At 42.1% G+C, this 25,044-nt stretch carries 16 protein-coding genes; 7 read left to right on the forward strand and 9 right to left on the reverse strand.

Annotated elements, in window-relative coordinates; all coding sequences use genetic code 11:
- Positions 1-49: 49 nt before the first annotated feature.
- Complete coding sequence (locus K0S23_RS12645) at positions 50-3,556, forward strand: T9SS type A sorting domain-containing protein (RefSeq protein WP_300357938.1); 3,507 nt, start codon at positions 50-52, stop codon at positions 3,554-3,556.
- Positions 3,557-3,612: 56 nt separating this feature from the next.
- On the opposite strand, the gene K0S23_RS12650 is transcribed toward K0S23_RS12645, so the two are convergent.
- The 5 genes from K0S23_RS12650 to K0S23_RS12670 all read right to left on the reverse strand — a co-directional run bounded on the left by K0S23_RS12650 (position 3,613) and on the right by K0S23_RS12670 (position 9,248).
- The gene (locus K0S23_RS12650; RefSeq protein WP_300357941.1) at positions 3,613-4,218 is read right to left on the reverse strand and encodes a hypothetical protein; all 606 of its coding nucleotides are present in this window, start codon (positions 4,216-4,218) and stop codon (positions 3,613-3,615) included.
- Position 4,219: 1 nt separating this feature from the next.
- Positions 4,220-4,828, reverse strand: coding sequence for a sigma-70 family RNA polymerase sigma factor (locus tag K0S23_RS12655; RefSeq protein ID WP_300357944.1), 609 nt, complete (start codon positions 4,826-4,828; stop codon positions 4,220-4,222).
- Positions 4,829-4,843: 15 nt separating this feature from the next.
- On the reverse strand, positions 4,844-6,733 hold the full coding sequence (locus K0S23_RS12660; protein ID WP_300357947.1) for an SUMF1/EgtB/PvdO family nonheme iron enzyme: 1,890 nt from the start codon (positions 6,731-6,733) through the stop codon (positions 4,844-4,846).
- 201 nt (positions 6,734-6,934) lie between these two features.
- Entirely contained in the window at positions 6,935-8,473 is a 1,539-nt protein-coding gene (locus K0S23_RS12665) for a T9SS type A sorting domain-containing protein (RefSeq protein ID WP_300357948.1), read from the reverse strand.
- Positions 8,474-8,723: 250 nt separating this feature from the next.
- Positions 8,724-9,248: a DUF4382 domain-containing protein gene (locus tag K0S23_RS12670; RefSeq protein ID WP_300357950.1), complete on the reverse strand. Its 525-nt coding sequence runs from the start codon at positions 9,246-9,248 to the stop codon at positions 8,724-8,726.
- Between the two features lie 224 nt (positions 9,249-9,472).
- Between K0S23_RS12670 and mfd the strand changes: the two genes are divergently transcribed.
- The 3 genes from mfd to K0S23_RS12685 all read left to right on the forward strand — a co-directional run bounded on the left by mfd (position 9,473) and on the right by K0S23_RS12685 (position 16,317).
- Positions 9,473-12,814 carry a transcription-repair coupling factor gene (gene mfd / locus K0S23_RS12675; RefSeq protein WP_300357952.1) on the forward strand — a complete coding sequence of 1,114 codons (3,342 nt, stop codon included), beginning with the start codon at positions 9,473-9,475 and terminating at the stop codon, positions 12,812-12,814.
- Between the two features lie 596 nt (positions 12,815-13,410).
- Positions 13,411-15,207 (forward strand): tetratricopeptide repeat protein, encoded by a 1,797-nt coding sequence (locus K0S23_RS12680; RefSeq protein ID WP_300357955.1) that lies wholly within the window; start codon positions 13,411-13,413, stop codon positions 15,205-15,207.
- Positions 15,208-15,888: 681 nt separating this feature from the next.
- The gene (locus tag K0S23_RS12685; RefSeq protein WP_300357957.1) at positions 15,889-16,317 is read left to right on the forward strand and encodes a PH domain-containing protein; all 429 of its coding nucleotides are present in this window, start codon (positions 15,889-15,891) and stop codon (positions 16,315-16,317) included.
- 55 nt (positions 16,318-16,372) lie between these two features.
- Here K0S23_RS12685 and K0S23_RS12690 read toward each other — a convergent pair whose 3' ends face one another.
- The 3 genes from K0S23_RS12690 to dprA all read right to left on the reverse strand — a co-directional run bounded on the left by K0S23_RS12690 (position 16,373) and on the right by dprA (position 19,115).
- Complete coding sequence (locus tag K0S23_RS12690) at positions 16,373-16,696, reverse strand: BlaI/MecI/CopY family transcriptional regulator (RefSeq protein ID WP_300357960.1); 324 nt, start codon at positions 16,694-16,696, stop codon at positions 16,373-16,375.
- A 64-nt stretch (positions 16,697-16,760) separates the two neighbouring features.
- On the reverse strand, positions 16,761-17,957 hold the full coding sequence (locus K0S23_RS12695; protein WP_300357962.1) for a C1 family peptidase: 1,197 nt from the start codon (positions 17,955-17,957) through the stop codon (positions 16,761-16,763).
- Between the two features lie 54 nt (positions 17,958-18,011).
- The gene (dprA, locus tag K0S23_RS12700) at positions 18,012-19,115 is read right to left on the reverse strand and encodes a DNA-processing protein DprA (RefSeq protein WP_300357965.1); all 1,104 of its coding nucleotides are present in this window, start codon (positions 19,113-19,115) and stop codon (positions 18,012-18,014) included.
- Positions 19,116-19,159: 44 nt separating this feature from the next.
- Here dprA and K0S23_RS12705 point away from each other — a divergent pair, with 44 nt between their 5' ends.
- Positions 19,160-21,505 carry a TonB-dependent receptor gene (locus K0S23_RS12705; RefSeq protein WP_300357967.1) on the forward strand — a complete coding sequence of 782 codons (2,346 nt, stop codon included), beginning with the start codon at positions 19,160-19,162 and terminating at the stop codon, positions 21,503-21,505.
- Positions 21,506-21,518: 13 nt separating this feature from the next.
- On the opposite strand, the gene uvrC is transcribed toward K0S23_RS12705, so the two are convergent.
- Entirely contained in the window at positions 21,519-23,306 is a 1,788-nt protein-coding gene (gene uvrC, locus K0S23_RS12710) for an excinuclease ABC subunit UvrC (RefSeq protein ID WP_300358006.1), read from the reverse strand.
- 127 nt (positions 23,307-23,433) lie between these two features.
- Here uvrC and K0S23_RS12715 point away from each other — a divergent pair, with 127 nt between their 5' ends.
- Complete coding sequence (locus K0S23_RS12715) at positions 23,434-24,237, forward strand: M48 family metalloprotease (protein WP_300357969.1); 804 nt, start codon at positions 23,434-23,436, stop codon at positions 24,235-24,237.
- A gap of 8 nt (positions 24,238-24,245) precedes the next feature.
- Positions 24,246-25,013 carry a cyclase family protein gene (locus K0S23_RS12720; protein ID WP_300357972.1) on the forward strand — a complete coding sequence of 256 codons (768 nt, stop codon included), beginning with the start codon at positions 24,246-24,248 and terminating at the stop codon, positions 25,011-25,013.
- The last annotated feature ends 31 nt before the right edge of the window (positions 25,014-25,044 follow it).

Genomic DNA, 25,044 nt, shown 5'->3' on the forward strand with positions numbered 1-25,044 from the left:
AACTAAGTTCTTTTTAAACTAAGTTTGAGTTTCTTCTTATTCCAAAACCATGAAAAAACTGTTATTAGCAGCGGGCTTATTGTGTTGTAGTAGTTATTACAACCAGGCTCAGGAAAACCAACAAGCTTACAAAGTACAATCAAACGATCCGGAATGGGTGGTGAAAATGTACGCTCCCAATCCCAATTTGTTTGAATTGCGGACATTGTTTCACGCCTATTACCAAACACATGATTTTGTAAAAAACCGGCACACGCAGTACTTCAAACGCCTGATGAAAGAAAACTGGAGCTATGTCAATAACGAAGGATATATTGATCGCTCAATTGATTCCGAAGCGAATGAACAGGCATATTTGCAGGCAAAAGCAAACCTGGAAGCTCAAAAGTCGTCCAACTCGGCGTGGAGTGAAATGGGCCCTTGGGATTACGATCATGAACAGGCAATGCAATTCCAGGTTCAGTCTCCGGGATCAGCTCATGTTTATACAGTTGAACAAGATCCAACCAATGACCAGGTGCTTTTCGCAGGTACAGCAACTGCAGGTATTTGGAAAACCATCGATAAAGGTCACAATTGGACCTTAGCCTCTAAAAATTTATTAGTTAATGCAGTGTATTCGATAGCAATCGATCCTACTAATCCCAACCGCATTTTATTCGGTGAAGAAAACGGTAAAATCTGGCGTTCGGAAGATGCCGGAACTACCTGGAATTTAACAGGTGATGCTACGTTTCAGGGAGTGAATCGTTTTGTTCGGGATTTAAAATACATAGGTGTAAACACTCTTTTGGCAGCGACCAATACAGGTTTATACCGCAGTACAGACAATGGAGCTTCCTGGGCAATTGTACATGCAGGTGAGCATATGGAAATAGAAATTAATCCGGCGGATCTTCAAATTATTTATACTGTTTCCTTGTCCGGAAATGCAACACAATTTTATAAATCGTTAGACAATGGACTGACCTGGACGCAAAAAACTGCCGGTTGGCCTTTACCTCCAACTGGTGATGCACAGGAACGTACCGAAATTGGCGTTTCTGCCGCGGATCCGAATGTGGTATATGTATGGGCTGCCGGAGAGGTTGGACCTGACGGAGGTTTATACGGCGTTTACAAAAGTACGGATGCCGGTGAATCGTTCAGTTTTAGCTGTTGTGGAACCGGGCCTGGAGGCGCAAGTATCCAGGACCCTAATATGCTGGGTTATGCGGAAGAAGGTGACGAAGAAGGCGGTCAATATTATTACGATTTATGCATGGGGGTTTCTCCAACCAATGCCGACCGTGTTTTTGGTGCGGGGATCAATGTGTGGCGTTCTGAAAACGGTGGCGTTGATTGGGAACAAAACGCACACTGGGTTACATGGGTTGGACAGCATACCGCTTACCGTTATAACCATGCTGACGTGCACGATATAAAATTTTTCCAGCATGCAGGCGGAGTAGATATGTGGGTTTGCTCAGATGGCGGCTTGTATTATTCTTCCGATCAGGGAGACACCTTGGTGCCGCGAATGCACGGGATCCAGGGAACAGATTTCTGGGGTTTCCAGGCCGGATTTAAAGGTGGTGATATCATGGTGGGCGGAACATACCACAATGGAACATTACTCAAGTATAATGATATTTATCACGGTGGATTAACCACACCGACATCAGGCGGATGGTTAGCAGAACTTGGTGGAGATAACTTCAGGGGATTCGTAAATTTTGGCGACAATAACATTGGTTACAACGATAACGGATCATTCAATTTTTCGTCGGATCGCGAAACGCGTATTTCAGGAAGAAGTTTTGATGATTCGAAAAACTGCAACACTTCTTATATTGATGGCGAATATGGTAATTATGCGTTTTTGCCTTCCAATTATAACTCATTTTATTCTCCTGTGGAAACAAAACTGTATTTCACTGAAAACGGAGGACTTTCTTTTGATGAAGTTTACGATTTTGGCGGTGTAAGTGTGATCCAGGTGAAAGTAGCCTGGTCGAATCCGAATATCCTGTACGTTACACATAAGACTACCGGGTCCGCTACCAAAATTAAAAAATCAACTGATAAGGGCTTGACATGGACAGATATTACACCAACAGGGGCTCAGACGGGAAATAATCAAAACCGTTCGAAATATATTGAAGTGGACGATCAGGATCCGAATAAACTTTGGTGTATTCTAATGGGTTCTCAAAACGGAAACAAGGTATTCCAATCCATCGATGGCGGTGCAAGCTGGACGAATTTAACTACAAGTACGATTGCAGGTGAACGCGTTGTGTCCATAGTACATGCTTACGGAACCAATGATGGGATTTACATCGGAACCAAACGGGCAGTTTTTTATAAAAACGCAGCAATGGCTGATTGGGCTCTGTTTAACAACAACCTGCCTGCGAGTGTTTCCTGTGCATTTTTAGAGCCGTTTTACGGTGAAGGAAAAATTCGTACTGCTTCTCAGCGCGGGGTTTATGAATGTGATCTTTACGAAGATGCACCGCCGGTTGCAATGGCTGCAGCAGATATTCAAACCATTAATTTGGTTGCGGATTGTGATGGAGATTCCATTCACTTTGTCGATCACTCCACAGTAAGAATGGCTTCTGCTACCTGGGAATGGACCTTTGAGGGAGGAACACCGGCAACTTCAACAGTGATGAACCCGGTTGTTGCATACAATCAAACGGGGATGTTTGATGTAACGTTGATCGTAACGGATGCTTTTGGAACGGACACCGTTGTTCTGGCTGATTTCATTACCGTAAATACTCAAACGGCTAACCCACATATTACAGAAGGATTTGAAGGAGCTTTTCCTCCGGAAAACTGGAAATTAATTGTGGAAGGCGGGACATCATGGGAACAGGACTGGCCGGAAGACAATCCGAATAATAAAGTAGCGTCGTTTCCGAATTATTGGGAGGATGCTACGGGTGAAATTCATTTATTGGCGCTTCCTGCCCTGGATTTCAGCGGAGCAATCCAGCCAAGTATTTCGTTCGATTATACTTATCACAACAACGGAAACTATACAGACTCATTAGCACTTGTATATACTTTAAACGGACAAACCTGGCTTCCTGCCTGGAAAAGAGGAGGTTCTCAGTTGACTGTACCCGGTAATGACGTTTGGTTCTGGTATGATGCAACTCCAACTGTTGTTTGGGAAGAAGTGATAGTTGATTTGAGCTTTTTGGCCGGTGAGTCCTGTGTGCAGTTAGCTTTCCAAAACATAGGAACAGGTGGAAATCACATTTGGCTGGACAATGTGAATTTAGACGGAGAGTTTGCGTCAGTGGATGCGATTGATTCAGAGTGGGGGGTAAATGTTTATCCGAATCCATCAAGCGGGACAATTATCGTTAGCTGGAATAAAATGGTAGCCCCTGAAAAAATAGAATTGCTCAATACGATGGGTCAGTTGATTAATACATTTGAAAACCAACCAGGGAATAACCAAATGATATTGAATCTGAACAATGCATCAAATGGAGTTTATTTGCTTAAAATAATGAAAGGCGACCAAACAAAACTGGTTCGTATAACAAAACAATAATTAACATCAGTTGAAATTAATCTCCCGGTCTGTCGAATTAGAACGATCGGGAGAATTTATTTCATGGTATTTACAACTGTAACTGAAGGCAGGAAAGCTGTGGTTTGATCTTCCTTATAGGATTGACTTTTAGTTTCCAGCAGTTTTTCTGTCAGTTCCGGGTAAACAATCGTATTACCTGCTTCCAACATTCTTTTTTCTGTTTGCTGCAATGTATTTTGAACAAGGGTGATGGTATCGTGGATGATCCTGGAAGCAGAAATAAACGGCACTCTCTCAATAATGGTGTCATGGATGATCTGCATCGAAGAAGCCCCACCAGTTAATGAGATTTCCAAAGGATGTTCTGTAAAATGCCAGTTCAGGGAATAGCTTTTCCGGTTTCCGACAACAAAAAGCAGTACGAGACAAGCAGCGCCGATCAATGCCTTATAAAGTGGGATGGTTCTTTTCAAAAAAGGAGTATTCTTTTCCGGAAGATTTAAAGCAAGTGGTTCTTCGGAATCGTATTCCAAAGCTGCAGTTGCAGAAATCACTTTTCTTTGAAGACCGTATTCCATTTCTGTCAGGTGATTCAAGACAAAGGATTTTTCCTCTTCACTAAGTTCTCCAAACGATTTGGATTCTATCAAATCGAATAAGCGTTCATGTTGCTCTTCCATATCAATTCAATTTAAAGATTGTTGTTTCAAAACTTGGATCAAAGTGTTTCAATTGATCCGTAATTTTTTTTGTTGCGTAAAACAGTCTGGATTTAACTGTACCCAGGGAGCTTTCTGTAATTTCAGCGATCTCATTCAAGGGAAAATGTTCCAGGTAACGCAGTACAAATACCGTTTTATGGTGATGTTCCAGCTTATCTATGCTATCCTGTAAAGCTTTTAAGAAAAGCTTTTTCTCTGCCAGATTTTCGTCCAGTCCTCCGGGATGGTTCATTTCCGCATGAAGTGATACTGTTTTCCCCTGGTGACGGTATGCCGTTTTACACATATTTGAGGCTATGGCGAAGATCCAGGAATAGAATCTCTTATCCGGATCAAACAAGTGTTTTTTCTCCATCAATTTCAGGAAAATATCCTGAACGAAATCCTGTGCCAGGTCTACATCTTTGTTCAGCATTTTGATGAAATAGCCCAGCAGTTTTTTACTGTACCGGCGATGTAATTCCACCAGTGCAGCTTCTGCCTGTTTGGCGGATACGGGAGTATGATGGCTCATCAACTGAACCATCAACTCTTCGTCGCTTTGTTGTTTATGATGTAAACTGTTCAAGTATACTTAGGCTTTTCACTTTTCTATTATTTCCATCACAACTCGAAAGCCGGTTTCCGGATTAGGATTTGTGTATTGCTGTGTTTTATCAAAGGTACATTCTTCGAATAAGTTATACCAGGATCCTCCAAGCGCCACTCCTTTTGTGCCGGTCATTTCAGAAACATTTCCAAAGGTATTGAAGAGCCCCATTTTGTTCGGCTCGTAGCTTTTTACATTCACCTGATGAAAACCCCCGTCATCAAAGAGTTTTCCTTTAACCGGCTGGATGTTGGCCAAATAATGATCAGTGGAATTTTTTATGCTGTTATCCGGAAACGGAGTGATTGCTTTTGGATTCCCGGAACCGGCTGCTGTTCTCCATTCTGATTCCGTTGGGAGCCTGAAAAGAACTTGTGTGTATGTACGCTTGCGCTGCAGGTTGTATTGCTTGGTAAGCCACTCACAATATGCTTTTGCTCCTTCGTAAGAAATGCAAACCACCGGATAATTTCCGTAAGCCGGATGCCAGTGGTATAAGTTACCCATCGGATCATGAGATTGATCAGCGAATTTCCCTTTTGTCCATTGAATGGAGTCATATAAAGCAATACGATACAGCTCGGTTTGATTGGAACGTTCCAAGTTGCTTAAGAATTTGTGGTAATCTCCATTGGTAACCTCATATTTATCGATGTAAACCTTGTCCTTTAATTCAACCATATTTTTCTCCAAGGTTTTTAAATCCAAAACTGTTGAGAGAAAAGAACTCGATTTTTCTTTACCTGATAATAATTCGAGCACCTCACTTTGCTGACCACTTTGTTCCGCGATTTTCAAAAGAAGAGGTTCCAGCTCCTGTTTCCTGGCTACTTCTTCACTTTCGGAATAATGCTGATACAATTTGATCATGGAAGGAAGATACATTCCATTGAATTCCTCCGCCTTCAGGTCAGCGACGTTAAAAGCAAATACTTCTCTCAGATAGTCCAGTAAATAACGTTTTTCATAATTCCTGCGAATGACACTTACATTATCAAAATTGGATTCACTGTATTTGTACGCTAACCCGGTAAGGTATAATTTATCGGCATAGTCTTTTTGAAACAGGTTTATTGCGGTTGTTGCAACGTAGACCGCCCTTTTTCCCTTAAAGAAATGGTCGTAGATACGCTTCATATATGCATCAAGTTCTTCGGCTGTTTGCGGGGTATTTAATTCCAGTGGTTCGTATCCCAATTCTTTGAACAATTTGTTTCTGTAATCATCCAATTGAATAAGATACATATTAACAACCGTTATATCCTTTCTAAAATTCTTCACACCTTGTACCAGCCATGCGGAATAAGTATCATTATCTCCGCAGGTAAAAAGGATTGCATTTTCATCCATCTCGGAAAGCACATTGTACCCCCAGTTCAGCATGCCAACCGGCATATCATTGGCTTCAAACATTTTTCTACCGTACAATTCAAAGTTCTTCTGATCGCGCTCAAGCGCATAATGGATCAAGAGTTCATCCAGGACTTGAGGATGATACGGATTGATTGCTGCAGCTTTTAATAGCTCCTCCTGCTTTCCTCCTGCACCCTCAACTTCAATATAAGTCAGGAAATGACTTTCAAAAGTATTTGGCATGGCCTTTTGCACTTCTCCGGGAATTTTTGAACAAAGTTCGATGTATCTTTTCTTTTCATCCGAATCATGCGGGGCAAGATTACGCAGCGCACGGAAAGCTGCATAATAATTTATCCAGGCTTCCCCGTTTTTTTCGTTTTTGTCAATCTCAGCCTTCCACAGTTTGATTTGATTTTCGTACCAGGAAGTTTCTTTGACTTCAATTGCAATACTGTAAACCTTTTCCGGTTTTTGTGTGAATGCGTTTAAGCAATTCAAAAAAACAAATCCGATTAGTAAATATTTCATGTTCTTAATTTAGAGAAAAATCTGCGCCTATGCTAAAGCTACGGCGTAAGCATAGCGCGCTTGACTTCCGAGTTTCTAACAGGATTACTCAGCCGCCCGATAAAGGTTCATTTGAAAGGCACATTTTTTAAAAGGAAACGGATATAAAAACAAAAAACCCTCTGTTTCCAAAGGGTTTCGCAGTTAAAAAATGTTTTAATCTCATTCCTTCACAAACGATTTTCGATCGTATTTTCTGCCGGAGGTAATTTCAAGAATATAGAATCCATTCTTCAACAAATCAATTTGAATAAACGGATTTTCCAGCGTTCCTGCAAGAAGCTCTTTTCCTTCGAGGTTCACAATGCGGTAAGTGCCGAAAGTCAAGCCGTCCACCCGGATTTGGTCTTTCGCCGGATTCGGATAGATGGAAATGGAAAGCTGTTGTTCTTCCTGCAGACCCAGATGCTGCGTTTCACAATAAAAATTCTGGTTGTTATAAAAATCCTGGATGTGGTTTGCCACAAGGAACAAACTGTCAACACTGGCAGTCAAATTCAGTTCAAATTTTCTGGCAAAAATGGCTGCGTTGTTGTAACAAAGGACTTCTCCGGGCCCAAAATTGACAGGATCATGTCCACTTACGGAACGACGGTCACCGGAAGGATTTCCAAGCATATACTCGTGCCATCCTGTCAAAGAATCCAGATCGTTGTAAATATAAGTGGTGGGTTGATTGTTTGCATCAAGTAATTGACTGCCATCAGGTAAAAGTCCGCTCAACACATTGTAATATTCCGAAGCAGTATTTAAACCGGAAGGATCTGATATCAGAATATGGGAATACAGACTTCCGTCCAGGTTAAGAATTCCTGCTGCAGGAGGCATCTCACCATATCCCGGGTTCCCCGAAAAGAATTCATCATTTAAGTCACCGTTGTAAATATAAGCCAGGTTTCTTCCGGGTTCTGTTCCAATGTAATCGTCATGCGGATTACCTAAATCAAAATCAATAAAATGACCGGCATGAAAATCAGTTAAGGACTGAGTTCCCCGGTTAAAAACAGTGGTTTGGAAAAATACAGTATTCGTCAGAGCGCCATCAGTAGAATCGTCGTATTGATAGAACATCATATGAACTTCTAATTGGGCCCTGTCCAGTCCTGAGGAGTGAACACCATTCCCGTCATTGATAATGGTATAAACAGCTTTGTCCCCGCGAATGATTGGATACTCCCCATATTCCGGTTCATAAACCTGATCTCCGTCCGAATCATGAAAAGGGGCAAGAAGCAAACTTTCGCCATTACCGGTATCACCGTTTCCCGGCCAGAAATTAATAATCCCGGGAACCACATAACCCTGATCTGCCCAATGAGCAATATGGTGATCAATTTGAGCTTTCGTGATGTCCCACAAGGAGAATTGATACTTGTTGATGTATGACTGTGAGCTGTAGTTGGCCTGATTCGGTAAATAAGGGCCTGGAGTGAAATCAGAATTCATGATTTTAGCGACGGCACCTTTTATACCTCCATTGATGTCTCTACCTACGGCCATGAACGCCGTGGAATAAATAGAACTAACCAAACTGTCCTTTGGTACAAAGTATCCACCTGTTGTGCTAGGGTTGCTGAAAAACATTCCGTTGTTGGAAACAGAGAATCTGGCATTTGAATTGGAAGTGGTCAGCGTTAAAGCGCCCTGCCCAAATGCTCCGCTCATTCCCAAGATTAAAATAGAAGTAATGATTGTTTTCATAAATTGAGTATTAAGTGAATAATAATACTCAACGATGGATTGGGTAGGTGGAGTTGGACAAATGATCAATCTATTGATGCAATGGCATAAGCTGATGATTTGTCGGGATAAGTGGTTGATTTTAAGATTTGTGATAAGACCAAGGTTCAATTCTACAGAGCCAAAGCCAGAAAAAGAGAAAGCCACTCGTCAGTTCACGAATGGCTTTTGTGGACATACTACTACTACTTATTTACACCACACCTAAGATCTATATCGGGTTAATCGATAAAACCTTGATAACAGGTTTTAAGGAATAAGCTCCTGTACCTTGAGTTACAATACTTTGTTCTGCATCAAAATCCAGTAACAATTCGTATGTTGTATTCGGAGCGAAATCCGTATTCAAATTGATCTTTAACCCGGATTGCTGTGCAGATGGAGTTGCCAACGGATAGTACAAACTGTCTACCATTACATTGTTCTCATCTCCAAGGATCAAACGGAACTGGTTAAGATGTCCGGATGGTAAAACACCGACATTCACCAAGGTTGCTGAAACATCGTTTTGCAAAGTCAACAAATCGTAGATTCCGGCATTTGTCGGAAGATTAATCCATCCCTGCCCATCGTGGTTTACCTGCACCTGCAATACTTCTACATTAACCTGCTGGAAATCTCCAGGAGCATCAACCATTTTTACAGTCATTTTGCTACTTCCTTTTTCTTTGTTACATCCGGTGGATACCAGGAACAATCCTACTGAAGCAACTGCTGCGATAAATAAAGTCTTCATAATTCTAGTTTCCCCTTTCTTAATAAAATGTATGCCAAAACGAAAAACTGCTGATTTAGTTGGTCTTAGCTAATTTCAACAGGAGGATTTTTTTCAAAATGAAAATCCTTTTTTCAAAAAGTGACTAAAAGCAAATAGAGAAAATCCAAAAACAATCCATTACCTTTGCAACTCTTTGAAGGGGGTACAGTGCGCTGTGTCCCCTAAACTGTTTATTCGGAATTATGGACCAGACACATTTTTTACAACTTTTCAAAAAGCTCAAAGGACTCGATCAAACAGCTGATTTATTGCAACAGGCGGAAATTCGAATTCACTGGAAAGGGCTGATCGGTTCTTCCAAATCGATTGCAGTTGCTTCCGTATGTGAGCAGGTTCCCGGGAATCACCTGTTCGTTTTGGAAGACAAAGAAGCTGCGGCCTATTTTCTCAACGACCTGGAACAATTGTACCCGGAGAACAAACATATTTTATTTTACCCGGCTTCCTATCGCACGCCTTATCAATTAGAAGAAACCGATAATGCGAATGTAGTTGCACGGGCCGAAGTGCTTGAAAAGATCAATACCGGGAAGAACACCTGGGTGGTTACCTATCCGCAGGCATTGTTCGAGCGGGTACCAACACAAAAAAGACTTTCGGAAAACACCATGCGGGTGGAGCGTGGCAAAACCTATTCCATTGATTTCTTTAATGAACTCTTATTGGAATACGGATTTGAGCGTGTTGATTTTGTTTACGAACCCGGACAGTTCTCCATTCGGGGAGGGATTGTCGATATTTTTTCCTTTTCCAATGATCAGCCTTTCCGGGTGGAATTCTTTGGCGATGAGGTAGATTCTATCCGGACCTTTGATCCCGTTTCGCAGCTATCTATTAAGACACACACACATTTTTCAGTGGTTCCGAATGTGCAGCGCCAATTGGTTCTGAATGGAAACGGAACCTTTTTGGAATTCATCGGAAAGCAGACAACTATCTGGCTTGCGTCGAATGACCTGGTAAAAGCTGCTTTGGATAAGGATTATGAAAAGGCGGTAAAGGTTTACGAAACGCTTCCCAAAAATACGATCAAGCACAGTTTGCCAAGTGAATTGTATATGCACCCTTCCGACTGGAAAGAACAGCTCCCGGTGCATTCGATCGTGGAAATAGGTCCCGAATATGCTTTCAAAGCTTCGGAAACAATTACGTTTGAAACCCTGCATCAGCCAACGTTCAACAAGGACTTCGATTTATTGAAAGACGATTTGATTGCCCGTAAAAAAGCGGGTGCCCAAAACCTGATCTTTTCCAACCAGCCGAAGCAAATAGAGCGCTTATACCAAATTTTTGAGGACATCGGGGCGGAAGTAGAATTTGAACCCATGAATATTGCGCTTCACGAAGGTTTTATTATTCCGGCACTGAAACTGGTTTGCTATACGGATCACCAGATCTTTGAACGCTACCACCGGTTCAAATTAAAGGAAGGATTCCGCCAGGCGAAACAAGCCCTGACCTTAAAAGAAATATACAATCTTCAAAAAGGAGATTATGTTACACATATCGATCACGGAGTAGGACAGTTCTCCGGGCTGCAGACAATCGATGTGAATGGGAAACCGCAGGAAGCGATTCGTTTGGTTTACCGCGACGGCGATGTCTTATATGTAAGTATTCACTCCCTGCACCGGATCTCCAAATTCACAGGGAAAGACGGAGCAGCTCCGAAGATGAATAAATTGGGAACCCAGGCTTGGGCAACGCTGAAACAGAAGACCAAAAAACGCATCAAAGAACTGGCTTTCGATCTGATTCAATTATATGCAAAACGCAAATCTCAACCCGGTTTTGCGTTTTCTCCGGACACTTATTTACAAAACGAGCTCGAGGCATCGTTTATGTACGAAGACACTCCCGACCAGTTGAAGGCCACACAAGCAGTGAAAGAAGACATGGAAAAAGATACGCCTATGGACCGATTGGTTTGTGGCGATGTGGGTTTTGGAAAAACGGAAATTGCCATGCGTGCGGCATTTAAAGCAGTTGCCGACAGCAAACAAGTTGCGGTTTTGGTTCCGACAACTATTTTAAGTCATCAGCATGCACGGAGTTTCAAGGAACGTTTCAAGAATTTTCCCGCAAATGTAGATTACATTAACCGTTTCAAATCTGCCAAAGATATCACGGCGACATTGAAAAAAGTGGAAAGCGGTGAGATTGATATTTTGGTAGGAACGCACAAAATTGTCAGTGACAAAGTTAAGTTCAAAGATTTGGGTCTGATCATTATCGACGAAGAACAAAAATTCGGGGTGGCAGTGAAAGATAAACTGAAGACCTTAAAAACAACAGTTGATACCTTGACATTAACCGCAACTCCAATCCCGAGAACCTTGCAGTTTTCATTGATGGGTGCACGAGATCTGAGCATTATCAATACGCCACCACCAAACCGTCAGCCGGTTTTAACGGAAGTAATCACATTCAATGAAGAAAATATCCGCGATGCGATTTCCTATGAGGTGAGCCGGGGAGGACAAGTTTATTTCGTGAATAACAGACTGGCAAATATCAAAGAAATAGCCGGGATGATCTCACGCCTGTGTCCGGGAGTTCGGGTGGCAATTGGTCACGGACAAATGGACGGAAAGCAGTTGGAAAAAGTGATGATGGATTTCATCCAGGGCGAATATGACGTTTTGATTGCAACAACCATTATTGAATCCGGGATAGATATCTCAAATGCGAATACCATTATCATCAACGACGCACATATGTTCGGATTAAGTGATCTGCACCAGTTGCGCGGGCGGGTTGGACGTTCCAATAAAAAGGGATTCTGCTACCTCATTTCACAACCCATCAGTTTACTCACCTCCGAAGCACGCAAGCGTTTGGAAGCTCTTGTACAGTTCTCCGACCTGGGTTCGGGATTCAACATTGCCATGAAGGATCTGGATATCCGCGGAGCAGGAAACCTGTTGGGAGGAGAACAAAGCGGCTTTATTTCCGAGATTGGGTTTGAGATGTACCAGAAGATCCTGAACGAAGCCATGGACGAATTGAAAGAAGAAGAATTCAAAGACCTTTACGACGACCGGAATACGGAAACCATGGGAGCACATTTCGTAAAAGACTGTGTCCTGGAAACCGATTTCGAGTTGCGGATTACGGAAGATTATATCAACAACGTAAGCGAGCGTTTGAGTATTTACCAGGACCTGGATAATCTGAACAGCAAAGAAGAGATCGAAGAATACAAAAAGCAACTGATCGACCGCTTTGGTCCACTGCCGCGAGTAGTAAAAGAATTACTGCGTTCCTTTGAACTGCGCTGGCTGGCACAGGAAATTGGTTTCGAAAAACTGGTTATTAAACAAGGATCAATGATCGGTTATTTCGTAGCAAATTCCCAATCCAAGTACTACGATTCCCCGATGTTCACGCAGGTATTGAAATACGTTCAGAGCAACCCGAAAGACTGCAAAATGAGCGAGAAGAACGATCGTTTGCGGATGATCTACAACCATGTGATGAATATGGACCAGGCATTTGAAAGGTTGGGGGAGATAGTGGGGTAATACGAATTCCTAATTACGAACGAAGAGACAATTTGGAGTTGGTTTCCGTGGCGGAGTAAAGTTGAACCACATAGAACACATAGGTCATATAGGGGGTTTCTTTTCCTTCGAGCGATGCAAAGAGTACAGATTTTCCCGCAGAGGGCGCGGATGAGCGCGGATTTTTGGTGTTTTTACTTCAATCTTCGTATGAAACCCTTCTTTCATTGACGCTAGGGTCAGGGCTTTCAGCACTGAAGTTTCGCAATTTGAAAATGAAACACTGCTTCACTGAAGTTTCGCAGTGTAAAAGTTGACAGTAGCAGACTTTACAGTAGCTACGTCTCGAGGTGGGGTATCTATACCGTATCCATACTTAATAGTGGGAGTAAAGTGGGGCAATCAATGAGTAAGCCTCACATTCAATGGTTTTTAATTATTCGCTGTAATTCGTTTACAAGAAGTGGTTCTTTGGTTCGATGTACCATTGAATGACAATTCAACTACGGGATCTCCATGAGATATGGTTGAAATAGTTATTCCGTATTTAAACCCCAGATATTTTTATATCTTTCCATACATTTTGAACAAACTCATTGTGCTATAACCCGGAAGCTATGTCTTGGAAAATGACGCTATTTACTGCATTGCTGCTTCTGTTCCTTCCGGGATCCGGACTTTGTCAAAAGCGGGCGGAGGATAGTTTGGTGAAACGCTTGCAGCAGGTTGGCGGAAAGGAAAAGATCAAAACCTTGTACGAACTTGGAAACCGGCTATTTTACGTGGATTCTTCGGAAGCCAGGAAATACTTTTCGACGGGTCTCAAGCTTGCTAAACAGTCGGGGTTCCGGTCATTGGAAATTGAGGGCGAATGGAGTCTGGCAGGGGTGGAGGATTTTTACGGGAGCAAGCTCCAATCGCTTAACCGCTTAATGAAGCTTAGCCGTTCGGGCGGGTTTTCAAGAAGAGACAGCTGTATCGTATTCGGTCTGATCGGAAACTCACTGGAAGCATTAGGAGCAAACGAGATGTCGATCGCATATTCCAAGAGATCGCTCAAACATGAATTTAACCTGGACCGGATAGCCCGCTATTACATGATCGAACGGATAGCAAGGTTACACTCTAAAATGCACCAGTTTGATTCGGCAAATTTCTATTACAGACATGCACTCAACCTGATCAAAAAGCACAATGATCCCGGCGTGATCACACATTGCCTGAATAATATTGGGTCCAATTACCTGGAACAGGGAAATTTGTCTACGGCCAGGTATTTCTTTGACCGGGCAATCAATAATTTTCACCTAAATAACAAATATTCGGGAGACAGTACGCTTTATGCTGTGATCCATGACAATCTTGCCAGGATCCATGAACTGCGCGGAGAATATAAGCAGAGCCTTGAGAAGCAGAAAGAAGCGGTTCGTATGATCACTATCGCGAAACTTGCCCCGCCGGATTTGAAACTGAGAACGCAATTCCTGCTTCATCTTGCAAAGCTGGAGTCGCATTATGGTCTTTTGGAGGAGGCGAAAAAACACCTGGATGCCGTGAAATTGAAAGATGCCGATACGAAACTCCGGCTGGAATATTATGATGTTTTATGCACATATTATGAAAGAACACATCAGCCCGGCAAATTGATCGAGGCATTGCGCAAAAGAGCAGAAACAGCATCTTTGGCATTAAAAGACGGATCAATCAATTCAAGGTTGAATGATTTTGTCCGTTTTCAGAACGACCAGATAACACTCGAACTCGAAACACAAAAGAAAGCTCAGCAAAGACTCCAGTCGATCAACCGGAAAGAACGGTTATTGGGCATTGGTTCGGTAGCAATTCTTTTAATCATCCTAATCGTTGTTTTCATTGTGAACAGAAAGGTCCAGCAAAGTAAAAACCAGGCTGCCCGTATTGAACGCAAACTCAATGAAGAAAAATTGAAATACCAGGAACTGGAAGCAGAGCGCTTAACACTGGAACTGGAACTTAAAAACAAGGACCTGCTCACGTTTGCCATTAATCTAACCAAGAAATTCGAGTTTACAGATGAGATGGCACTTCGTCTGCAACAACTCAGGAGAAAGAACGCGATTGAAAAAGGAGATGTGACGGAACTGATCACCTACGTGAAGAGTTTCCAGGCCGTGGATAACGGATTGGCGCTGTTCCAAAATAATGTCAACGAGATCAATAGTCAATTTTTATGGCGTCTTCATGAAAAGTATCCGGAATTAACTCAAAATGAAAAGGAATTGTGTTTGCTTATAAAGCTCAAACTTTCCTCCAAGGATATTGCGACCATGAAAAGCATTACTCCGGAATCAGTAAATGTATTGCGTTCGCGCCTGAGAAAGAAAATGAACCTGGATGCGCGGGACGAATTGTATACCATTCTGGAAGATATCTGAGAAAATAATGACCTGATCAGGTGTTTTTTGCAACACTATTCAAAAAGAACCAACGAAAATAAGCAGAAACCAGTTCTGATTGCAGTTAAGGTGTTTCTGCTAAATTCCGAAAAATAATAGAAAGCATCGGATTAACTTGATCATTAGTCAATAACCTGTTAATCAATAAATTACAAGTGTTTTTTATTTTGAATGAACCATCAATAATTGTTGTATCAAAGTTTGGTGAGTTAATATCATTTCTGGAGTTTAAGCGTCATTGTTTAGATCAAGTTAAGGCTAAAAATTGGGATTTGGTTTCAGCAAATTATTTCTTTGATACGGTCAAAAAAACACCGGTGAGGTGTATAAAGTTAGGTGATAAAGCATCTGCATATGCGGATGCTTTAATTTTTTAAATCAAAGGCTTCTGCGGCTCTGATATCCCTCTGTTTTCCTATCATCTTGAAAAACATGATTCGATTATTTGCTTAATACTTCCTGGTTGAAGCCCCAAATGCGATTGGATACATTATCCAATTATTCAGCCAATTTTATGTAATCGCAGGCAAGTGAGAAAAGCGTGTTTTTAATTGCATTTTGTCGCCGAAACCCTTATGAATAAAGGGCTGTTCGCAATATCGCGAACTTGCAACTTTTCAGTCAATTCGTTATATTTGACAGAATGCCATTTAAACGATCATGAAATTTACCAGCAGAAAGGATGTTTTCTTCAGCATACTAATCCTCGGGACGGTTGTTTTCCTGGCGGTTCTTTCTACATTCGGAATTGCTCTGGGATGGATCGAAAAGGGTGATTTTTGGATTACTATTCCTTTAGGAGTGATCATTGTTTTCCTTTTATGGATTTACCTGGGAACTAGTTACGAATTGACGGAAACACAGCTGATTTACAGGAGCGGACCTCTGAGAGGAAAAATTCAAATAGACCAGATCCGTGAGATTGCAAAGGGAAAAACACTATATGTGGGAATCAAACCGGCTACAGCGGGAAAAGGATTGATCATTAAGTTTAAGAAATACGATGAAATTTACATCAGCCCTCTTTCTAATGAGGTGTTTATTGCAGAGATCCTGAAACGAAACCCGGATATTGTTATTACCGAATAGATAGAAAGACTTAAAAAGAAAACCCTGACGATAAATGTCAGGGTTCCGGTATGTGTTATAAAATTTCGTTGAGCGAAACATTGCTGTTGTAGAATGAGACAATCTCATTTCTGCTTCCATCAAAGTAAAATTTCAAAATGTAGTCCGCCAGGTAATCACGGTACTGCTCGCGGCCAATTTTCGGAAGGTAGATGTAACCTCTTCCCATTGGTTTGTGCTTGATGAATTTTTTACGCTCCAGGATTCGTACGATTGTTGAGACAGTGTTGTAAGCTGGTTTTGGATTGGGATACAAGTCAACTATTTCTTTCACAGTTGCTTTCTCCAGTTTCCAAAGCCTTAACATGACTTTCTCTTCTGCGGGTGTTAGTCTTTCCATGTTATATTAGTTTGTGGTAATGTGTCAAATCTAACAAAAAAAGTTTTCTCCACCAACTAATTACTTATAATTTTAGTTTCGCTTTCAAGTCCTTTGGTAAACCCTCTTTATTCAAATAAATATTGATAGTTTTCATACGGAAATAGTGTTCAGAGACATACAAATATCCTTGTGGTAAGTTATCTGTCCCCCAGGAGTTCTTAACCAGGAAGTAACGTGTCCCGGACTGATCTTTAAACATTCCTACAATATGCATTCCATGATCATCCGTTGTTACTTTCCCATCGTAGCCCTGCTGGCGTTTTTCCTGTGTAATTGTTTGCTCTTTCACAGGTTCCAAAAAGGCATTGGATATTTTTGCTGCCCCGGCATCATTGAATGTTTTACTGTCTTTTCCGCGCGTCTGGATCGTTGACTCGTCTTCCGGGATGATCGCAATTCCCTGACGGAAGTTGAAACCTTTTTCAGAAACATCTGCTCCCCAAGCTAAAGTGTACCCGTTTTTCAAGGCGTTTTCAGCTACTGCGACCATGTCTTCCAATGGAACATTGTAACTGTCTCCCCAAGCCCAGTTGTCAGGAATAGCAATTTCACAAGCTTCATAAAACGGATCGTTACTGAAAGAAGTAATGGAAACGTAATCATTCATTTTCAAGCCCAAAGAATTGGCGTAAGTCATGGGAGTGTATTTTTTACCTTCGAAAGTAAACTCGGTAATATCCGGTCCTAAATACGCATCCAAAAGAGAAGAAAATGCTTTTTTCCATTCTGTTCCGATCCCGTGTCCTTTTTGGACTTCCGCAAGAACTGTTTGCATGAAACTGTTTAGTACGGCAAATAATTCTTCGTGGTTGTAAGTTGTTTTTCCGTTAGTTAAACCCGTATAAACACTTTTAGGAACAATTCCGTAGCGTTTTATCACGTAAGGAATATCGTGAAATGCTCCACCCTCACTAAAGTTAATTTTTCCATCCATGCGGATAAAACGGTCTGCTTTTGATTCGTACGCTTTACGAACGATATACATTTCAGCCAGCTCAGAAGGATTTTTATGACCCATGCGGATCAATTCACTTTCAAAGAAAGATAATGATGAAAAGCTCCAGCAAGTTCCTGTCATTCCCTGACTTTCAACCGGAGTTGCATCTAATTGTACAACTTTGGTGAATTGGTATTTACTATCCGGAGCGTTTGTTACTGTTTGGCTAAAGGCAAGTTGGGTACTCAGAGCCAGGGCTCCAAATAAAATATGTTTTCTCATGTTTCTAGTTTATGGCCCCTAAAATAGAAATTTAAGTGCAAACAGACTTGTTCTTTAATGTATTAGTTGAAACCGCCTGCCCGGAAGAGAGCGAACCAAACCCTTGAACTCCAAACTCAACAGATCACTTGAAACCTCACTAACTGTTAGTGAAGACAAATAACCGATGGTGTCCAGACTTAACTCCGGTTTGGTCTTCAAAACGGAAATAATTTTTTCTTCCCGCAAATTAAGGTCTACAAACAAAGCCCGCTGGCGTGCCCGCGTTTGTTCTTCCGGTTGCCAGTTCATAGCATCGATCAGATCTGCGGAGTTTCGGATCAGAAAAGCCTGATTTTTCTGAATAAGCTTTAAACAGCCTGAGGAGTATGGCCTCGATATATCGCCCGGATATGCAAAAACATCCCTGTTGTAGTCGGAAGCCAACCCTGCCGTTATCAGTGAACCTCCTTTTTCGCCGCTTTCCACAACAATGGTAGCATCCGTTAAACCTGCTACAATCCTGTTACGCATAGGAAAATGTGCAGGTTCTGCTTTTTGGGAGGGAATGAACTCACTGATTATTCCGCCTGTTTCGAGCATTCTGTCTGCAATTTTCCGATGTTCACCCGGATACATTTTAGCAAGTCCGTGGCCCAGAACACCCCAGGTCGGCAGATTTTGTCTCAAAGCTTCCTGGTGTGCATAGATATCTATTCCATAGGCCATTCCGCTAACAATCGTCACATCATGTGAAGCCAAACCTTCTATCAGTTCATGGGTAAGTGCTTTCCCGTAATCTGTTGCATGACGCGTCCCGACTATGGAGACCAGTTTTGGAGGATTCCATTCGATATTTCCTTTACTGTAAAGCAACAAGGGAGCATCACTGCATTGTTTTAGTCTTCGCGGGTAATTCTTTTCCGTGAAAAAAACAGTCTTTCCGCCTATACGCTCCAATTCCTGGAGTACTTTATCAGCTTCAACCAGGGCATTCAAACGCAGCTTCAATGAAATAAAATCAGCCGGAATACCAGGTATTTTAGCGAGGTTAAGGCGCTTTTCCGTAAAGAAGACTTCCAGATCATTAAAATGAGAAATAATGATGCGGGCCCTTCGGCTTCCGATGCCACTTAAAAAGGTAAGTGCAATTTGATGATGAATAGTTGTGAAATTCAATTTTTTGGTACTTTGGTCTCTTGAATATAAGAAAAAACAGCTTTATGAAGCAAGTACTACTCCTACTTTTTTTAGTTCCGATCACACTTTTTTCCCAAGAGATCGTTGGTACCGTTTTGAATGCTGAAACACGAGAACCAATTCCTTTTGCCCAATTAAAAATTGAAGGCGGAGTCCGGGTTTTGACTAATGAGAACGGTGAATATTCCTTTAAGTTAGAATCATTTCCTGCGACCTGTATTATTTCTGCAACGGATTATTATCCCGATACTTTACAGATCATTTCCAACCGAATAGAAGTTATCCGGCTGAGGCCGTTAACACCTATTCAGGATCTCGGGCCGGTTGTTGTTGCGGCATCGCGCAGACCGCAATCAGTCCAGGAATTAACTATTTCACTGGACATTATTAAACCCGAATTAATTGCCAACAAAGGAATAACAGATTTGGAACAAGCAGTTGACCAGGTTCCGGGTGCCTATGCAATGGACGGACAGGTCAGCATTCGCGGAGGAAGCGGCTTTACCTATGGTGCCGGAAGCAGGGTCCTGGTTCTCTGGAATGAGATTCCGCTTCTTTCAGCTGATGCCGGAGACGCCAAATGGAGTTCCATTCCCATTGAAAATGTACAACAGATCGAAGTCATCAAAGGCGCGTCCTCCGTATTGTATGGTTCCGGAGCGTTGAACGGGATGATTTCCCTGATTGAGCGGGAACCAACGGAAAAAGCAAGTTTGAACGTCCAGGTGCAGGGGGGAATTTACGATAATCCGAAACGTTCCAGCTTAAAGTGGTGGAGTAAAAACCCCACGTTCTACCAGGGCGATGTGACCTTTGCGAAACAATTCGGGCGTTTTGGACTGACACTCGGAGCATACGGATACACCAACGACGGTTACCGCCAGGGCGAAACGGAAGACAGGGGACGATTTAACGGAACCATTAGCTACAGGCCAAAGAACATTAAAAACTTCAAAGCTTCACTGGGTTGGAATGCGCAACTGCAAAAGGCCGGAAATTTTATCATTTGGGAAAGCGATTCATTGGCTTATCAGCCTTTCGGGGGAGCTGACACCAGTTTGCCGGGTTCCAGTTTGACCTACAACCGGGGAGTGCGCCTATCGGTAGATCCGACAATCAAATATGTGGATAAGTTCGGGAACAAACACTTATTAAGAGGAAGGCTTTACTTTATCGACAATAAAAATTACACCAATCTTTCCCAAAGCTCCAAATCAGAAGTTTGGTACGGAGATTACCAGTTTCAGCGCGGATGGAATAACAATTCCTGGGTTCTGACAACAGGACTTACAGCCATTGCAAATGAAGTAAAATCCTACTTGTTCGGAAATCACAATTCATTGAACGGGGCACTTTACCTGCAGGGAGAGAAAAACTGGAAGAAAGTAAATATTGTGGCCGGAATTCGCGGAGAATATTTTGAACAAGACGGAAGGCAGGGAGACTCGGATTATTATTTTGGAAAGGATTCAACTAATAAAATTCCGATCAGGCCCATAATCAGAGGCGGGATCCATTACGCCGTTTTGAAACACACTCACTTGCGTGCTTCCTTCGGACAAGGTGTGCGTTACCCAAGTGTAGCAGAAAGATACACCACAACCTCAGTTGGCGGACTGCTTATTTTCGCGAATCCGGATTTGAAACCGGAGACAGGCTGGGCTGCCGAGATCGGAGTGAAACAAGGGGTGAAGATCGGGAAATGGAAAGGATTTGTAGATGTTGCGGGATTTATCAATCACTATGACAACATGATGGAATTTACCTTCGGACTGTATATTCCGGATTCCATTCCATTGAATTTTTTCAACCCGAATGCACCGGGGTATGTGAAGAAATGGTTAGGTTTCCGTGCCCAAAATGCCGAATCAGCAGAAATTGCCGGAGCAGAAATTTCTATTTCCGGAGAAGGGAAGATCGGGCCGGTTTCCGTTTTGGCTTTACTGGGATATACCTATATGAATCCGATTTCAAAGAACAATGATTCAGTTTACCGCTTAAGCTTTTCCGACACTTCCTCAAATATGCTGAAGTACCGCTTTAATCACCTGGCGAAAGCAGATCTTCAATTGGATTGGAAAGGAATCAGCATCGGAGGATCGATGCGCTTAAACAGTTACATGAAGAATATCGATGCGATTTTTGAGGACGGTTTCCTGGGCCAGCAAATTCTGCCAGGCCTGAAAGAATACCGGGAAGAACACCAGGGAGTCAGCGTAGTATTTGATGCGCGGATCGGATATACCTACAAAGAAAAATACAAGGTGGCTTTTATAGTGAATAACATTGCGAATGCGGAATACATGACCAGACCGGGAGACATCCAGGCACCGAGAGCGTTTATGCTGCAGTTGAGTTACAAGATGTAACTATTTACATAAGTTAGTTCGCAGCAAAAAACTGCATGATCACTTTCGCCTTGGCTTTTCCAACAACTGAAGCCAGACTTTCTTCGTTTTGTTCTTTCACCCGCTTTACAGATTTGAAGGTTTTGATGAGATCCTGAACCGTTTTCTCGCCTATTCCCGGAATACTTTCAAGTTCATTGTTCAGAGCACTTTTGCTTCTTCTGTTCCTGTGGTGCGTGATCCCGAACCGATGTGCTTCGTTTCTCAAATGCTGGATAACTTTTAAAGTTTCGGATCGCTTGTCGAGATACAACGGCAAGCTGTCGCCCGGATAGAATAATTCTTCCAAACGTTTCGCAATACCGATAATAGCAATTTTTCCGCGCAGGTTTAATTTTTCCAAAGCTTCCAGTGCGGCACTCAATTGCCCTTTTCCACCGTCAATGATGATCAGTTGGGGCAAAGGTTGTTCTTCCTCCAGGAGTCTCCGGTATCGCCTGTAAACAGCTTCCCGCATGGTAGCAAAATCATCAGGACCTTCTACGGTCTGTACATTGAAATGGCGGTAATCTTTTTTACTGGGTTTTGCATCCTTGAAAACAACACAGGCTGAAACAGGATTTGTTCCCTGGATATTCGAGTTATCGAAACATTCGATATGAACAGGAAGTTCTGACAGTCGCAGATCCGCTTTCATGGTTTCCAAAATGCGGTTGGTGTGTTTTTCCGGATCCTTGATCTTTTCCTGTTTGATTTTCTCTATCCGGTAAGACTTTGCATTGCGAAGCGAAAGGTCGATCAACGCTTTTTTATCGCCGCGCTGAGGCGCAAAGAAGCGGACTCCCTCCATTTCCCAATCTACATCTGTTTCAACCAGGATCTCTTTTGCTTCACTTTGGAAACGCTCACGCAGTTCGGGAAGTACGAATGTAATAATGTCGGCCTGGGTTTCGTCCAGTTTCCGTTTTACTTCAACTGTGATTCCGTGAATGATCGCTCCGTGATTAATAACCAGGTAGTTCACGAATACAATATCATTGTCCTCCACCATGGTTACTACATCCACTTGGTGAATCGTAGGTGAAACTACTGTTGATTTGGCTTTGTATTTTTCAAGGATTTCAATGCGTGTTTTGATATCATGTGCTTCCTCAAAACGAAAATCAGCAGAAGCCTGGAGCATCAATTGTTTTAAATTTTGAATCACGCTGTATATGTTTCCTTTCAGAATTCCTTCGATCTGCTCGATCATCCGGTTGTATTCCTCTGCTTTTTGTTTTCCTTCGCAAGGACCTTTACATTTCCCGATATGATATTCCAGGCAGACTTTGTAAGAACTTTTCTCAATTTTATTTGCTGCCAGGTCAAGTGCACAGGTTCTGAGAGGAAACAAATCCCGGATCAGATCAAGTAAGGTATGCATCACCCTCCCGCTTGGATAGGGGCCATAATAGCGCGAACCGTCTTTCACCAATATCCGTGTTGAAAACACACGTGGAAAAGGTTCTTTCTTTACGCAGATCCAGGGATATGTTTTATCGTCTTTTAGCTGAATATTGTATTTGGGAAGGTATTTCTTGATGAGGTTGTTTTCCAGCAGGAGCGCGTCCATTTCGGAATCAACAACTATATATTGAATGTCGGCAATCTTTTTTACAAGAATATAGGTTTTGGTGTGTTCGTGATTCTTATTGAAATAAGAGGAAACCCTTTTTTTAAGATTTTTTGCCTTTCCTACGTAAAGAATTGTTCCATTTTTATCGAAATATTGATACACTCCCGGTTTGTCAGGCAGTGTTTTCAGTTTTAATCCGATATCCATTTTTTTGTCATCCACTATGTAAAGTTAAACAAGAAGTATTAAAATCGGGAAATTGTTGAGTTTATAAATACAGTCTTTGCGACTAAAGTTTTGGGAATTAATCTATTTTTGTATAAATGTCGATACTATGAAAAGAGTTGTTGTTTTTTCTTTATTGTTAATCGGGGGTGCCGGGTTATTAGCAAATTGTAAGGGGTCTAAAAAATTGGGCTCCGGATTTAATCTTTTCCCCGTTGACCAGGACCGTCAGCTAGGAGCACAGGTTGCTGCTGAAATTGATGGGAACCCGAAAGAATACCCTTTATTGGATTCAGCTTCAAACAAAGAGGTCTATCAATACCTTTATAAGATTCGGAACACTATTTTAAATTCAGGACAGGTGCAGCATAAATCGGACTTTGCCTGGAGACTGAGAATCATTCGTGACGACAGTACGTTAAATGCTTTTTGTACGCCGGGCGGATACATTTATGTTTATACCGGAATTTTGAAATATTTGGACAATGAGGCCCAGTTGGCCGGAGTATTGGGTCATGAAATTGCTCACGCAGATTTCCGTCATTCTACCCGACAAATGACACAGATGTACGGTGTACAGACTTTGCTTGCAATTATTGCAGGAGATCGTCAGCAACTGGCACAAATTACAGCCGGATTGGTTGGCTTGAAATTTTCCCGGAATCATGAATCAGAAGCCGATAAAGGTTCTGTGACCTATCTTTGTCCGACAGTATATCAGGCAGATGGCGGAGCCGGATTCTTTGAGAAAATTAATGCTGCCGGAGGTTCCCGAGCACCGGAATTTTTAAGCACGCATCCAAATCCGGTAAACCGTATCGAAGCATTTAAAAATTATCGAATTGAAATGGCCTGTCAGGGAGTGAATGATTTTGCTGCTGATTATAAACGAATAATGGCCAAGTTACCTTAAACATCTTTATGCAATTATTTCTCGGAGACGGAAGCTATGTTTTAACAAATGAGGGAATAGATTGTTCTATTCCATTGGAAGGAACAGAACAAAATGTTCGCGCGTGGTATGTTTCGCCACCGATTATTGAGCCTGTTCGTGAAAATGGCTGGGTAGGAGCTGTTGCTGAAGGCGGAAGTGTGAATTTTCGCTCCATTCATTTCAATCCCCATGGTCATGGGACACATACGGAGTGTTTAGGCCACATCACTTCCGAAGTTCATTCGGTAAATGGAGTAATTGACAAATTATTGTATTCCGCTTTACTTGTTACGGTTTCCCCTGAAATTCGTTTACAATCAGACGGAACGGTGGATCGTGTGGTTACTGCGGCTTCGATTTCCCCCCAGTTGGAAGGATTCAAGGCTGAGGCATTGCTTATCCGGACACTCCCGAACGATGAAGGGAAAATGCATTTGAATTATTCGGACAGCAATCCGGCTTATTGTGATGTGGATATTTTACCGATTTTGAACAAATTAGGGGTAAATCATTTGCTGATCGACACTCCTTCGGTTGACCGGGAAAAGGATGGAGGGGAACTGGCTTTTCATCATGGATTTTGGGGTGTTCCAAAGAATCAGAGATTTGACAGAACGATCACGGAGATGATCTATATTCCGGATGAGGTTTTGGATGGAGAGTATATGCTTAATCTGCAAACAGCACCATTTGTTAATGATGCAACACCTAGCCGACCGGTTTTGTTTCCGCTTCATCGAAACGCGGAGGATTAAAAAGATTATATTTGCTTTATAAATTAAAAAG

The organism is Fluviicola sp. (assembly GCF_029266855.1).
Lineage (GTDB): Bacteria > Bacteroidota > Bacteroidia > Flavobacteriales_D > Crocinitomicaceae > Fluviicola.

Excerpts from the sequence above, each read along its gene's own strand:
- mfd (WP_300357952.1), top strand. The coding sequence starts at position 9,473 with ATGGACCAGACACATTTTTTACAACTTTTCAAAAAGCTCAAAGGACTC.
- K0S23_RS12690 (WP_300357960.1), bottom strand. The coding sequence starts at position 16,696 with ATGGAAAGACTAACACCCGCAGAAGAGAAAGTCATGTTAAGGCTTTGG.
- K0S23_RS12670 (WP_300357950.1), bottom strand. The coding sequence starts at position 9,248 with ATGAAGACTTTATTTATCGCAGCAGTTGCTTCAGTAGGATTGTTCCTG.
- K0S23_RS12660 (WP_300357947.1), bottom strand. The coding sequence starts at position 6,733 with ATGAAATATTTACTAATCGGATTTGTTTTTTTGAATTGCTTAAACGCA.
- K0S23_RS12645 (WP_300357938.1), top strand. The coding sequence starts at position 50 with ATGAAAAAACTGTTATTAGCAGCGGGCTTATTGTGTTGTAGTAGTTAT.
- K0S23_RS12685 (WP_300357957.1), top strand. The coding sequence starts at position 15,889 with ATGAAATTTACCAGCAGAAAGGATGTTTTCTTCAGCATACTAATCCTC.
- uvrC (WP_300358006.1), bottom strand. The coding sequence starts at position 23,306 with ATGGATATCGGATTAAAACTGAAAACACTGCCTGACAAACCGGGAGTG.
- K0S23_RS12680 (WP_300357955.1), top strand. The coding sequence starts at position 13,411 with ATGTCTTGGAAAATGACGCTATTTACTGCATTGCTGCTTCTGTTCCTT.
- K0S23_RS12665 (WP_300357948.1), bottom strand. The coding sequence starts at position 8,473 with ATGAAAACAATCATTACTTCTATTTTAATCTTGGGAATGAGCGGAGCA.
- K0S23_RS12720 (WP_300357972.1), top strand. The coding sequence starts at position 24,246 with ATGCAATTATTTCTCGGAGACGGAAGCTATGTTTTAACAAATGAGGGA.
- K0S23_RS12715 (WP_300357969.1), top strand. The coding sequence starts at position 23,434 with ATGAAAAGAGTTGTTGTTTTTTCTTTATTGTTAATCGGGGGTGCCGGG.
- K0S23_RS12705 (WP_300357967.1), top strand. The coding sequence starts at position 19,160 with ATGAAGCAAGTACTACTCCTACTTTTTTTAGTTCCGATCACACTTTTT.
- K0S23_RS12695 (WP_300357962.1), bottom strand. The coding sequence starts at position 17,957 with ATGAGAAAACATATTTTATTTGGAGCCCTGGCTCTGAGTACCCAACTT.
- K0S23_RS12650 (WP_300357941.1), bottom strand. The coding sequence starts at position 4,218 with ATGGAAGAGCAACATGAACGCTTATTCGATTTGATAGAATCCAAATCG.